Annotated in this window: 10 protein-coding genes; 1 reads left to right on the top strand and 9 read right to left on the bottom strand. The window is 40.8% G+C overall.

Annotated elements, in window-relative coordinates; genetic code table 11:
• Nucleotides 1–6: 6 nt before the first annotated feature.
• The 9 genes from atpC to leuS all read right to left on the bottom strand — a co-directional run bounded on the left by atpC (nt 7) and on the right by leuS (nt 12,753).
• Nucleotides 7–423, bottom strand: coding sequence for an ATP synthase F1 subunit epsilon (gene atpC, locus BBBE_RS06595; protein WP_010701736.1), 417 nt, complete (start codon nt 421–423; stop codon nt 7–9).
• A 92-nt stretch (nt 424–515) separates the two neighbouring features.
• The gene (gene atpD, locus BBBE_RS06600) at nt 516–2,126 is read right to left on the bottom strand and encodes a F0F1 ATP synthase subunit beta (protein ID WP_010701737.1); all 1,611 of its coding nucleotides are present in this window, start codon (nt 2,124–2,126) and stop codon (nt 516–518) included.
• Nucleotides 2,127–2,145: 19 nt separating this feature from the next.
• Nucleotides 2,146–3,057 (bottom strand): F0F1 ATP synthase subunit gamma, encoded by a 912-nt coding sequence (locus tag BBBE_RS06605; protein ID WP_010701738.1) that lies wholly within the window; start codon nt 3,055–3,057, stop codon nt 2,146–2,148.
• 22 nt (nt 3,058–3,079) lie between these two features.
• Nucleotides 3,080–4,615 (bottom strand): F0F1 ATP synthase subunit alpha, encoded by a 1,536-nt coding sequence (gene atpA / locus BBBE_RS06610; RefSeq protein ID WP_010701739.1) that lies wholly within the window; start codon nt 4,613–4,615, stop codon nt 3,080–3,082.
• Nucleotides 4,615–5,199, bottom strand: coding sequence for an ATP synthase F1 subunit delta (atpH, locus tag BBBE_RS06615; RefSeq protein ID WP_010701740.1), 585 nt, complete (start codon nt 5,197–5,199; stop codon nt 4,615–4,617). The genes atpA and atpH overlap by 1 nt, the downstream gene beginning before the upstream one ends.
• Nucleotides 5,200–5,401: 202 nt before the next feature.
• On the bottom strand, nt 5,402–6,046 hold the full coding sequence (locus tag BBBE_RS06620) for a hypothetical protein (protein ID WP_010701741.1): 645 nt from the start codon (nt 6,044–6,046) through the stop codon (nt 5,402–5,404).
• Between the two features lie 71 nt (nt 6,047–6,117).
• Nucleotides 6,118–8,319, bottom strand: coding sequence for a primosomal protein N' (locus BBBE_RS06625; protein WP_010701742.1), 2,202 nt, complete (start codon nt 8,317–8,319; stop codon nt 6,118–6,120).
• 1,202 nt (nt 8,320–9,521) lie between these two features.
• The gene (gene lptE, locus BBBE_RS06630) at nt 9,522–10,142 is read right to left on the bottom strand and encodes an LPS assembly lipoprotein LptE (protein WP_010701743.1); all 621 of its coding nucleotides are present in this window, start codon (nt 10,140–10,142) and stop codon (nt 9,522–9,524) included.
• Nucleotides 10,129–12,753 (bottom strand): leucine--tRNA ligase, encoded by a 2,625-nt coding sequence (leuS, locus tag BBBE_RS06635; protein WP_010701744.1) that lies wholly within the window; start codon nt 12,751–12,753, stop codon nt 10,129–10,131. The genes lptE and leuS overlap by 14 nt, the downstream gene beginning before the upstream one ends.
• Before the next feature lie 150 nt (nt 12,754–12,903).
• Here leuS and BBBE_RS06640 point away from each other — a divergent pair, with 150 nt between their 5' ends.
• Nucleotides 12,904–13,584: a YggS family pyridoxal phosphate-dependent enzyme gene (locus BBBE_RS06640; RefSeq protein WP_010701745.1), complete on the top strand. Its 681-nt coding sequence runs from the start codon at nt 12,904–12,906 to the stop codon at nt 13,582–13,584.
• Nucleotides 13,585–13,689: the final 105 nt, after the last annotated feature.

Consider the following 13,689-nt stretch of genomic DNA (forward strand, 5'->3'; position numbering starts at 1 on the left):
TTTACACTACACCGCTGTTAACACACCACCAACAGTCGTCAGCTGATGTAAAAATTCCTCCACTGGATCATTGTTCCCATCATTTGAACCTTCTTCCAACGCTGTTCGAACTTTCAAAATGCGCTGTTCAAGATCATCAAAAGAAAGATGATCAACAGAAACAACAGCCTCAGCCAAAAGAGAACATCTTGAAGGTGTAATATTGGCAACCCCTCCACAAAGAGCAAACAACTTTTCACCTGAAGATGATAAAACGCGAATACTTCCTGGCATAAGACAAACCATTAAAGGCGCATGATTGGCCATAACTGTCAAATAGCCTGAAGCTGAAGGAAGAACAACTGATATCACTTCATCTGAAAAAACAAGTTTCTCAGGCGATATAAGCTCAAACAAAAAACGCTTTGCTCTATTGTTTTCCACAGCAACCTCTTGTCATTTCTACGACAAATATCCCTTACACAATTCCTCTGACATCCATTACAGTAATTTCTTTATTCACCACAAAATTCCTCTTATAAAGAAGCTTCTACCATTAAACGCTTACCCTTTTCAATTGCTTCATCAATTGAACCAACCATATAAAAAGCTGCTTCTGGTAAATCATCATAATCACCAGCACAAAGACCTTTAAACCCCTTAATGGTGTCTTGTAAAGGTACAAGCTTTCCAGGAGAACCAGTAAAAACTTCAGCCACATGGAAAGGTTGTGAAAGGAAACGTTCAATTTTACGTGCTCGCCCTACCAGAGCCTTATCTTCTTCAGAAAGTTCATCCATTCCAAGAATAGCAATAATATCTTGCAAAGATTTATAACGCTGCAAAATCGTCTGGACTTGAGATGCAACAGCATAATGCTCCTCACCAACTACCAATGGATCCAACATACGTGAAGAAGAATCAAGTGGATCCACCGCTGGATAAATACCTTTCTCAGCAATCGCACGAGAAAGAACTGTTGTTGCATCCAAGTGCGCAAAAGATGTCGCAGGCGCTGGATCAGTCAAATCATCAGCAGGAACATAAATGGCCTGAACAGACGTAATAGAACCTGTTTTAGTACTGGTAATACGTTCTTGCAAAGTCCCCATCTCTGTTGCCAAAGTTGGCTGATATCCCACAGCAGAAGGAATGCGCCCTAAAAGAGCTGAAACTTCCGAACCTGCCTGTGTAAAACGAAACATATTATCCACAAAGAACAAAACATCTTGACCTTCATCGCGAAAACTTTCCGCAATCGTCAAACCTGAAAGCGCAACACGTGCACGTGCTCCTGGTGGTTCATTCATCTGCCCATAAACAAGCGCACATTTTGATCCCGCAGCAGAACCCTTATTGTCTTTAGGATTCACATTTACACGACTTTCGATCATTTCATAATAAAGATCATTGCCCTCACGTGTACGCTCCCCCACACCTGCAAACACGGAATAACCACCATGCGCCTTGGCAATATTGTTGATTAATTCCATAATCAACACAGTTTTACCAACACCAGCACCACCAAATAAACCAATTTTACCACCCTTGGCATAAGGCGCTAAAAGATCAACAACTTTAATACCTGTAACAAGAATCTCTGATTCTGTTGATTGCTCAATATATTCAGGTGCTTCTTGGTGAATTGAACGCGTTTTAGTTGCAACAATTGGACCAGCATTATCAACCGGCTCCCCAATCACATTCATAATACGACCAAGTGTGCCTTCTCCAACAGGAACGCAAATCTGTGCTCCTGTATCAAAAACCTTTTGTCCACGCACAAGACCATCGGTTGTATCCATCGCAATGGTACGAACCGTGTTTTCACCTAAATGTTGCGCCACTTCCAAAACCAGCCGGTTGCCCATATTTTCAGTTTCTAAAGCATTAAGAATATTCGGCAATTCTCCTTCAAACTGTACATCAACAACAGCTCCAATCACCTGCCTAATTTCACCAACCGACCCCTTGCCAGAAACAGGCCTAGAAACACGAGCAGACTTAGAAGAAGTGCGTGTAAGATTACCAGAATCCTTGACACTTCCTTGAGACTTCGAGGCGGTTTTTTTTACGCCTGAATGAGCGGCTGATTTTTTTTCTTCAGCTTTTGATGCTCCTTTTTTTGACGTCACTGCTTTTACCATCAATCCCTACCTTCTCAATTTAAAGCGCTTCAGCGCCCGCAATAATTTCAACTAACTCTGTGGTAATCTGCGCCTGACGTTGACGATTATAAGTCACTGTCAATTTATTAATCATTTCACCGGCATTGCGCGATGCACTATCCATAGCACTCATCTTTGCACCCATTTCACCAGCAACATTTTCAAGCAAAGCACGAAAAATTTGCGCAGAAAGATTACGTAAAATAAGTGTCTCCAAAAGAGAAGCTGCATCAGGCTCATAACTATAAATGGCCGACTGCAAAGCTTCCCCCCCATCCCCTTTCCCACCAACACCAACTTTTCCAACAGAACATTTTTGAACAACAAATGGAATTAAACCCAAAGCTGTTGGACGCTGGTTAATCACAGAAACAAATTCAGAGTAAAAAAGCGTACATACATCAAAGGCACCCTCATTGAATAAATCAACAATGCGCTCACCAATTCTTTTTGCATCTGCAAAACCTATAGACTTTACACACCGCAAATCAATATGATCAATCATAAGATCCTTAAAATCACGGCGCAAAATATCAGCACCTTTTTTGCCCACAGTTAAAATTTTAACTTCTTTACCCTTAGAGATAAGAGCGCGAATATGTTCACGTGCACAACGAGCAATATGCGTATTAAAAGCACCGCACAGACCGCGCTCAGCCGTGCAAACCACCAAAAGATGCACATCATCACGACCCGTACCACGCATTAAACGCGGTGCATCACCCCCATCAACATCAGCAGTAACATTAACCAAAATATCAGCCATACACTGAGCATAAGGACGTGCAGCCTCAGCTGCCTCTTGTGCACGATGCAATTTTGTAGCCGCAACCATTTGCATGGCTTTGGTAATCTTTTGTGTTGCCTTAACTGAGGCAATACGGTCTCTTAAAGTCTTTAGTGAGGCCATCCAAATATTCCATCAATCCATTTTAAGAAAAATTCTTCTTGTAAACATCAAGAACATCAACCAATTTACCCTTTAGAGTATCTGTAAGTTGTTTTTGATCACCAATCGCATCTAAAAGATCTGGATAATCTCTACGTAAAAGCGCCAACAAACCCTGCTCAAACCGATCAACATCACAAACAGCCAATGAATCAAGATAACCATTCACACCAGCAAAAATCACAACAACTTGTTCTTGTATTTTAAGCGGCGAAAATTGCTTTTGTTTCAAAAGCTCAACCAAACGAGCACCACGGTTTAAAAGACGTTGCGTTGAAGCGTCTAAATCTGAACCAAACTGCGCAAAAGCTGCCATTTCACGATATTGCGCTAATTCACCTTTAATCGAGCCAGCAACTTGTTTCATTGCCTTAATTTGCGCGGCAGAACCAACACGTGACACAGAAAGACCAACATTAATAGCAGGGCGTATTCCCTGATAAAATAAATTGGTTTCTAGAAAAATCTGACCATCTGTAATTGAAATAACATTTGTCGGAATATAAGCAGAAACGTCATTGGCTTGCGTCTCAATCACTGGCAAAGCAGTCAAAGACCCACTCCCATGATCAGCATTAAGCTTTGCAGCCCGCTCTAAAAGACGAGAGTGAAGATAAAAAACATCTCCCGGGTATGCTTCACGACCAGGCGGACGACGAAGCAAAAGAGACATCTCGCGGTAAGCTACGGCCTGTTTTGAAAGGTCATCATAACCAATCAAAGCATGCTTGCCATTATCGCGAAAATATTCCCCCATAGCACAACCAGAAAGAGGCGCAATAAACTGCATCGGTGCCGGATCAGAAGCCGTAGCCGCCACAATAATTGAATAGTCAAGAGCTCCGCGCTCTTCCAAAACTTTAACAAATTGCGCAACCGTTGAACGCTTTTGACCAATAGCCACATAAATACAATAAACTTTATCTTGATCGTGCTCAGCACCCTTTTCATGAAAAGACTTTTGGTTCAAAAACGCATCAAGCAAAATTGCTGTTTTCCCTGTTTGACGGTCGCCAATCACCAATTCACGCTGACCACGTCCAATAGGAACTAAAGCATCAATCGCTTTCAACCCCGTCACCATCGGCTCATGCACAGACTGGCGCGGAATAATGCCAGGGGCTTTCACATCTACCCGGCGACGATGTGGCGTCTGAATAGGGCCCTTTCCATCAAGGGGGTTACCCAATGCGTCCACAACACGTCCGAGCAAAGCCGGCCCTACAGGAACATCAATAATAGCCCCAAGTCGTTTAACACAATCACCCTCACGAATATCGCGATCTGACCCAAAAATCACAACCCCGACATTATCCATTTCCAAATTAAGTGCCATACCGCGCACACCATTTGAAAAGGAAACCATTTCACCCGCCTGGACATTATCCAAACCATAAACGCGAGCGATACCATTACCTACAGACAAAACCCACCCAATTTCTGAAACTTCAGCTTTTTGGTCAAAGTTCTTGATTTGCTCTTTTAGGATTTTTGAAATTTCAGACGGTCTAATATCCATCAGCTGACCTCTTTTTTCAATGCAAGCTTAAGCGAAGACAATTTTCCTTCAAGAGAGGCATCAATCTGACATGATCCCAAGCGGACAATAAGCCCACCCAAAATCGTTGAATCGACAGATAAGCGCAGCGAAATTTTCCTCCCAACAACACCTTCCAAAGCCACGCGTAACTCCTCTTGTTGATGAACATCCAACGGATGTGCAGAAATAATATGTACCGATAATTCCCTACGAAACGAAGCAACACGGTACTGAAAAGCACGTAAAATATCAGACAAAGCAAAAAGCCGACGATTTTCCACAATAATACGCAAAAAATTGCGCATAATTTGGCCCGCCTCTTTATCAGAAAACCTAAAGCTTTCACACATAGAATCAAGTGTTTGAACTTGCTCTTTTGTTGAAAAAAATGGGCTTTGTATTAAGCGCTTTAAATCTGTATTGCGATCCAAAACATCTAAAAAAGATGTAAATGCCTTTTCAAAATCTTTAACATAGCCTGCTTCTTGAACCAAATCAAAAAGCGCTTCCGCATAACGTCGGCTCACTAATGGCAACGGCATACGAGAAAATGAATCCGACACGAAACCTCGCCTCTTTCCTTTTAGCGATTCTTTAATTTTGATCAGACGAAAATCTTGACCAGACAAAATGGATCAAATATCTCAAATTTTAAGAATCTTCTTCTTGAAATTCAGAATGAACAAATTTTCTCCCTCCTAGCATAGACACAATCGACTCGCAACACCACAAAGCAATGCTTTTTGAAAATTTTAAATGAAATATTTACAATACCTCTGAAAATTGCTCTTCTAAATCGCTATCAGGTCCACATTTTTCTCTCAATCCCTGTTTAATATCCTCAGACATATTCTTCAATTGTTTCATATCCCCCTCATGAAAAGTATCAAACACTAAAGCAGCAATATCAGCCCCAAACTTAGACAACAATATATCTATCTTTAAACTTTCATCTATCAAGAAAGCTTCCACCACATCTGCAGAAAGATTAAGTATATGAGCCTTTTCCATCAACTTACGATGGGTATGTAAATGCTCTAAAATTTGTACTGTCATCACTCCTTCCCTCTTTGTTCCATTAAGGCTCAACTCCTTACTAAAAGCCATAATATTTTGCACAAGCACCGTGTCATAAAAAGCTGCATATTGATAAATCAATTGGCGTGAATGCGCCACTGGAAAACCGCAAAGAGATTGCATCGTTTGTTGTGGAGAAGTAATCATTGGCTGAAAAATTTTCTCGCTTTCTTTCATCAAGCGATAAGCAAAAACAAAAACTGTTGCATCAATGCTTTGCATTTCTTTTGTTTCATTATTTTTAATCACATCTGTAATCGACGATTGGACAACCGACGATTGTACTCCTACCCCTAAAAGCCAAGCAACAATAAAAACCACAAACCTTATCATCGTGTTCAAAACTACCCTCTCAAACAATATTTTTTAAAACAAATGCATTTACTTTTTATTGCTTTGTTTTTCTAAAGAAAACTTTGCGGATCAATATCAATTTGAACTTGAACTGAACCAGGTCTCTTGGGTGCATTTGCAATCATTGCACGAATAAACCCTTGCATATCAAACGAGCGCTGCCCATGTAGCAAAAGCCGAAAACGATACCGCCCACGCACAAGTGCTAGTTGTGCTTCTGCTGGCCCCATCAGTGATACACCCTGCACCGTTGGCGCAACTTTGCGCAACGCACGTGCATAATTTTCTGCAGCTTTGCGCTCTTTTGAAGATATAATTAAAGATGCAAACCGTCCATAAGGCGGTAAATGATAATGCTGACGTGTAGCAATCTCGCGCGTATAAAAATTCTCGCGCTGTTGCGAAAGCAATGCCTTTATGACTGGATGATCCGGTTGATAAGTTTGCAACAATCCTAAACTTTCCAAACCCATCCGCCCAGCCCTTCCTGTAACCTGAGACAAAAGCTGAAAAGTGCGTTCACTTGCTCGCAAATCACCATTAGCAAGACCAAGATCAGCATCAATCACCCCAACCAGAGAAAGGCCGGGGAAGTGATGCCCCTTGGCCACCAGCTGTGTCCCAATAATAATATCCACATCCTTGTTTGCAATTGCTGCTAATTCTCGTCGTAACTGACCTATGCCACCTTTTAAATCCGTTGACAAAATCAGTAAACGTGCTTGTGGAAAAAGTTCGCGTGTTTCCTCTGCAATTCTTTCCACCCCTGGACCACAAGCAACAAGATGATCAAACGTCCCACATTCAGGACATGCCTCTGGAATAGGCTCATGATAACCACAATGATGACATTTAAGTTGACCATACAAACGGTGTTCAACCAACCAACTTGAGCAATTAATACAATGAAAACGATGCCCGCAAATCCGACACAGTGTTAAAGGTGCATAACCTCGCCTGTTGAGAAAAAGAAGAGCCTGTTCTCCCTTGTCGATAGTTTGTCTTAGAGTCTGTTCGAGAACAGAAGAAATAAAACGTCCCTTTTCTACCCCTCCTTTGCGCATATCTACCACTTGTAAACGTGGTAATGCAGCAGCCTGGAAACGCGATGACAAAGCAACCCGCTGATAACGCCCCCTTAAAACATTGACCTGGCTTTCAATTGAAGGTGTAGCTGAAGATAAAATAATAAGACACTTTTCAAAAGACCCCCGTGCTACAGCCATATCACGTGCATGATAAAAAACACGTTCTTCCTGTTTATAAGATCCATCATGTTCTTCATCAACAACAATCAAACCAAGGTCTTGAAACGGCAAAAAAAGTGCTGAACGCGCACCCGCAACAACTCGCACCTGCCCCTCTGCAACTTGCCGCCATACACGTTCGCGACGACGCGGTGTTAAATCTGAATGCCATTCAACCGCTGGTGTACCAAAACGCGCATGAAAACGATCTAAAAACTGCTGTGTCAAAGCAATTTCTGGCAATAAAATCAAAACTTGCTTACCACATGTTAGTGCTTGAGCGACAGCTTCAAAATACACTTCCGTCTTACCCGCCCCAGTAACCCCATCAAGTAAAAAAACTTGAAATTGAGAAGATAAAACACCTTTGCGCAAAAGAGCTGCTGCCGATTTTTGTTCCTCCTCCAAAACAGGTACACAAAAATCAGGATCAGGCATCGCCACAAGTGGAAGAGCCGGCATCATCACTTCTTCAAAAACCCCAAGCCCTTTTAACCCCTCAACAACTGAAACAGAAGTCCCCGCTGCACGGGCAAGGCCAGAGTGTGTCCACACCAATCCCTCACGCGCCACTTCTAAAACCCGTGAGCGCGCTGGTGTTAAACGGCCAACATCTCCCCCACAATAACGCAAACCTAAAGTTTGCGCTTCCGGCTCTAATGCTGTTGGCACACGCAAAACTAACCGTGCAACAAAGCCAAAAGGCGTCATTGTATAGTGACTAACAAAACGCAAAAATGCAATCATTTCAGCCTTTAGTGGTGGACAATCAAAAACATGCGTAATCAAGCGCAATTTTTCACGCGCTATAGGAACAGACTCTTGGCCATCTTTATCTTCTGTCTGCTCATCAACTGCCACCACAAAACCACAAATCTCACGCCCCATCACAGGAACACGAACAAAAGACCCCATCTTTACCTCCATAGAAGGTGGAACCTCATAACTATAAGCATGAGGTACAGGAAGTGGCACCAAAACTGAAACAATCTTTACCTCTGTCACGTTTGATTTCCCCTTCTATACGAGCATTTTCTCGCCATTACATTGAGTTTAACAATTCTTGTCTTACCTTAATCTATTCTTCTTTGTCTCTCCCCCATACCAACAATAATCAATCAATATCCCCATTCTATCCTCACCCAAACAATCAGCTCTATCACTCAAACACCCCTTTTAAAATCATCACCCTACCTCTTTACCAATCTCTAAAACCCGCGCAACTTTGCCCTCTCATAAACCCTACAAACCATTACACACTTCATTTCACACCCTTTGTGTGACACAAGCTTCACGGACTCACCATACAGAAAATCAACCAATCCTCCCATCTGTTTGACTATACTCAAACAAATAGCCCATAACATAGACAAAGTGAAATTATCACAGGCTTTCCAATGAAGCGTTTTAAAAAATAATGAAAAAGGTCGAGAATGAATTTTTTTGTGGATAGTACCAACACTGAAAAGATCTAAAATAATGCACTTTATTTAAAATAAATAGCATCACCACCAATCTTCTGTTTTATTTTAAAATCCTACAGCACTATTTTTAAATGGCATTCAAACAACGTTAAAATAATTTCTACTCTTACTTATAAAAACTGCCTTCTTATAAAATCACTGCTACTAAATTTGAAAGTATCATGAAAAAACTGCTATTTTAGTAAAAATTGCAGACACTGGTCTGTCAAACTTCCTTTAACACCCCTACCAAACCTCCGTTAATGCTTGATAAGTTAAAAACACGTACAATACTTACACCACAAAGATTTAAAAACAAATCTCACCTTATGTTTTATCACACACAAACTTTGATTTGCCACAAAAATGAACAACCTTTGCTTTTCCTCTCTACTTCTCTCTTTCTTAGGAAGGCTCAACGATTGTACAATTAATTGCTATAGAGCGCCTTGATGAAATTTATATTATTTATAGATAGATATAAGTTTACAATACAAACAAAATCACCCGCATGCACTATCTCTAACATTATTCACCATATCAAAAGCAGTATTAAGCGGTGCAGACGTAAACCACCTAAGCAGTATAAACATAAAGCTTATTGCCAGGAATAATCTTATGCTCAAACACCTTGTAATTGATAAGGGATTACAAATATTTTCAGTCAATCGATATTTTAAATCCTATTGGGCAAAAACCAACCAAACTTAATATTGTGTGAATAAGCTATTGCACGAAAAGAGCTTAAAGTTTTACCAAGTCTTTTGAAAGTAACATAAAAATCTGCTCAGCCAATTCTTCAGCAACGCGTTTTTGTGCATTTTCTTCAGCTTGCACTGTTGCATATTCTTGACTAAGCCGGTCAAAAGACGCACTCATAGCTCCTTTGCCTTTAGCAACAACAGCATTGTTCATATCTTTTAACATATAAGAAGCCCTGCTTATCACTGTCCCAACAGAAGAACGCCCCACTCCATCTGGATCTTCATAAATATCTACCTGCACAGATGTGTGTGTAGCAACAGATGTGTGCAACGATAATTGATAAACTGGAACAGAAGGCTTTCTCCCATTCCCATACATAAGAAATAACAAACGATTGCGGATCATCTGGCCAAAACGATCTGAAGGTTCTTCAACAACAATTGTGGCAAATTTTGCAAAAAGATCTGAAGAAACCACATCTGAATGCTTCCCACGCAAGGGTGAGCCAACCGATTGCGACCTAACTTGCAACCCTATTTGCGACCCCACCTGTCCCCCCTCTTGAACCTTTTGGCGATAAAGAGGCTCAACAGTGCACCCATAAAGAAGCATTAACAAACAAGTAAAACCAGCATAAAACACCCACTTAAATAACGACATTGACGATCCTTTGTGGAACAATAATAATTTTCTTTACCGGCTTTTCTGTCAATTGCGCTTTAACACATTCAAGAGCCAAGACTGCTTCTTCAATTGCCTCTTTATTGGCTGTTACACAAAGGGTAATATCACCGCGTTTTTTGCCATTAATCTGCACCGGCAAAGTAACAAACTCTTCAACTGTCAAGGTAGGATCATACACAGGCCAGGAAAGCTCACAAATCAGTGTTTTTCCTCCAAAAGCAGCATGACATTCTTCTGCCAAATGCGGCATTATAGGTGCAATCATTGCAAAGAAAAAATCCATTGCTTGACGCAAAGCTGACTTTATCTCATCGTCAATATCTTCCACCTTATTTAAAAATGGCGTCATTGTATTTAATAATTCATAAAGGCGTGCAACTGCCCGATTAAAAGCAAGCTTTTCTAAATCATCCTCCACAGCACAAAGCGTGCGATGAGCTGCTTTTGAAAGTGCCAAAGCTTCACCCTGACAGCCTGTGCGTGGCTCAACTTCCTTTAAAACTGAGGCACTTAAAGCAACACAGCGCCAGATGCGTTGCACGAAACGATAAGCTCCTTCAATCCCTGCTTGTGTCCAAATAACATCACGCTCAGGAGGAGAATCAGACAACATAAACCAGCGCACTGTATCTGCCCCATAAGAAGCAATAATATCATCAGGATCAATAATATTCTTTTTTGATTTCGACATTTTTTCAATTGAACCAATCGTCACATGAGTATGATCAGCCAATTTATAAGCTTGGCGTTTCCCGTCTTTTTCAACAATCGAAACCTCCGCTGGTGTAACCCATCCTTGTTCATCCCGGTAGGTTTCATGAACAACCATACCTTGTGTAAATAACCCTTCAAAGGGCTCATCTACACTAACATGACCAACAAGCTTCATCGCACGCATAAAAAAACGTGCATATAAAAGATGTAAAATCGCATGTTCAATACCACCGATATATTGTTTAACAGGTAACCACTGCGCCGTTGCCTTTTGATCTGTTGGTTCTTTTGCTCTAGGTGCGATAAAACGCGCATAATACCAAGAAGAATCAACAAAAGTATCCATTGTATCGGTTTCGCGTTTTGCCAATTTGCCACAAGAAGGACAAGCCACTTCTTGCCACTTTTCATGGCGTGCAAGAGGATTACCAGGCTTATCAAAAGTCACATCATCAGGCAAAACAACTGGCAAATCAGTGCGTGCCACAGGAACCACCCCACAAGTAGCACAATGAACCATAGGTATCGGGCAACCCCAATAACGTTGACGTGAAATTCCCCAATCACGCAATCGAAATTGTACAGTTCTTTGCCCTTGAGGCTGACCATTTAAGGTCTGTTCTTCAAGGCGTTTAGCAACTTCTTCAAAAGCTTCCTTTACCGTAAGACCATTTAAAAAGTCTGAATTAATCATCACGCCTTCACCACTGTAAGCCGTCTTAGAGATCATAAAATCCTTGGCATCAGCATCTTTTGGCAAAACCACCGCACGTACAGGAAGATCGTATTTACGTGCAAAATCTAAATCCCTTTGATCATGAGCAGGACACCCAAAAATAGCACCTGTTCCATAATCCATGAATACAAAATTAGCAACATAGATAGGAATACGCACCATTGCATTAAATGGATGAATAGCCAAAAGTTTTGTGCGAAATCCTTTTTTTTCAGCTGTTTCAAGTGCTTCAGTTGTCGTGCTACCACACCGACAATTCTCAATAAAAGTAGCAAGTCCTTTGTCTTGTTGTGCCAATGTTTGTGCAATCGGGTGATCTACAGAAAGAGCTAAAAAAGACGCTCCAAATAAAGTATCAGGACGGGTTGAATAACAAATAACCTCATCAAACGCTTGGCATCCATCATCATCAACATTTGTCTTATCTAAAGCCCAGCCAATTAAAAGGCCTCGTGACTTACCAATCCAGTTTTTTTGCATAATGCAGACTTTTTCCGGCCATTTATCAAGCCTCTTAAGCCCTGCTAATAAATCTTCACTAAAATCACTGATTTTGAAAAACCACTGCGTCAATTCTCGCTGTTCAACCAATGCGCCAGAACGCCAACCTCTTCCATCAACAACCTGCTCATTGGCTAAAACTGTGTGGTCAACAGGGTCCCAATTCACTTTGGCTACTTTACGTGCAATCAGCCCCTTTTCATAAAAGTCAAGGAAGATCATTTGTTGACGATGATAATATTCCACATCACATGTTGCAAATTCACGCGACCAATCTAAAGAAAGCCCCAATTGCTTTAATTGCCCACGCATAACCGCAATATTTTGATAAGTCCAAACCTTTGGATGCACTTTATTTTGCATAGCAGCATTTTCAGCTGGCATACCAAAAGCATCCCACCCCATGGGATGCAGTACATTAAACCCTTTTGCACGTTTATAACGTGCAACAACATCTCCCATAGTATAATTGCGCACATGTCCCATATGAATGCGCCCTGAAGGATAGGGAAACATCTCTAAAACATAATATTTTTCACGCCCATCATCATTAGAGGTTTGAAAAATTTGTCTCTCATCCCAAATTGCTTGCCATTGTTGTTCGCGTGCACGTGGATTGTAGCGCTCAATTGTCATTCCCATTATACTCTTTACAAAATTAAACCAAAAAGCTTTCTGAATGCTTCACCATGGATTAAAGCTATCGTCAACCTTTTCAATAGAAATTTTAAAAGCTTTTATAAACAATGACTCAAAACTTTAAACAAAAAACAGGAACAACAAAACATGAACACATTCAATGCTTCCCTTATTGATACGTGGAACAACCTTCAACAAGACATTGCCGCGACATGTAAAGACTATCACCGCTCACTAGAAAGTGTTCAGTTAATTGCTGTTTCAAAAACTGTTGCTGCACAACAAATTGTTCCACTACTGCAAGCAGGCCAACGACTCTTTGCTGAAAACCGTGTGCAAGAAGCAGCGCAAAAATGGCCACGTCTGCGAGAGCAATTTGAAGCCATAAAACTCCATCTTATCGGCCCCTTACAATCCAATAAAATAGCAGAAGCGGTTAAAATTTTTGATGTTATTCAAACTGTAGACCGTGAAAAAATAGCCCAAAAATTATCCGAAGAAATGCATAAACAAAAAAAGTATCTTCCCTGTTATGTTCAAGTCAATATCGGATTAGAACAACAAAAAAGTGGCATTGCACCGCAAGAAGTAGTCGATTTTGTAACCCAATGTAAAAATCAATATGGGCTTGATATTATAGGCCTCATGGCAATTCCACCGGTCGAAGAAAACCCTGGCCCCTATTTTGCTCTTTTAGCTAAACTGGCAAAAAAAGCAGGTGTTTTAAACTTATCTATGGGTATGTCAAATGACTTTAAAACTGCTCTTCAATTTGGTGCAAATGTCCTTCGTATTGGCACAGCTTTGTTTGGACAACGTCCACTATAAGTACCTTTTGCTTAAATTATATACTCCTCTTCTCTAAAGAACAGCTCATATATCCTCCGTCAAATCATCAATTAATTAAAAAAACAAAAAACATTTAAAAAGTAT

The organism is Bartonella bovis 91-4 (assembly GCF_000384965.1).
GTDB lineage: Bacteria > Pseudomonadota > Alphaproteobacteria > Rhizobiales > Rhizobiaceae > Bartonella > Bartonella bovis.

Excerpts from the sequence above, each read along its gene's own strand:
- atpD (WP_010701737.1), bottom strand. The coding sequence starts at position 2,126 with ATGGTAAAAGCAGTGACGTCAAAAAAAGGAGCATCAAAAGCTGAAGAA.
- BBBE_RS06605 (WP_010701738.1), bottom strand. The coding sequence starts at position 3,057 with ATGGCCTCACTAAAGACTTTAAGAGACCGTATTGCCTCAGTTAAGGCA.
- atpA (WP_010701739.1), bottom strand. The coding sequence starts at position 4,615 with ATGGATATTAGACCGTCTGAAATTTCAAAAATCCTAAAAGAGCAAATC.
- BBBE_RS06620 (WP_010701741.1), bottom strand. The coding sequence starts at position 6,046 with ATGATAAGGTTTGTGGTTTTTATTGTTGCTTGGCTTTTAGGGGTAGGA.
- lptE (WP_010701743.1), bottom strand. The coding sequence starts at position 10,142 with ATGTCGTTATTTAAGTGGGTGTTTTATGCTGGTTTTACTTGTTTGTTA.
- leuS (WP_010701744.1), bottom strand. The coding sequence starts at position 12,753 with ATGACAATTGAGCGCTACAATCCACGTGCACGCGAACAACAATGGCAA.
- BBBE_RS06640 (WP_010701745.1), top strand. The coding sequence starts at position 12,904 with ATGAACACATTCAATGCTTCCCTTATTGATACGTGGAACAACCTTCAA.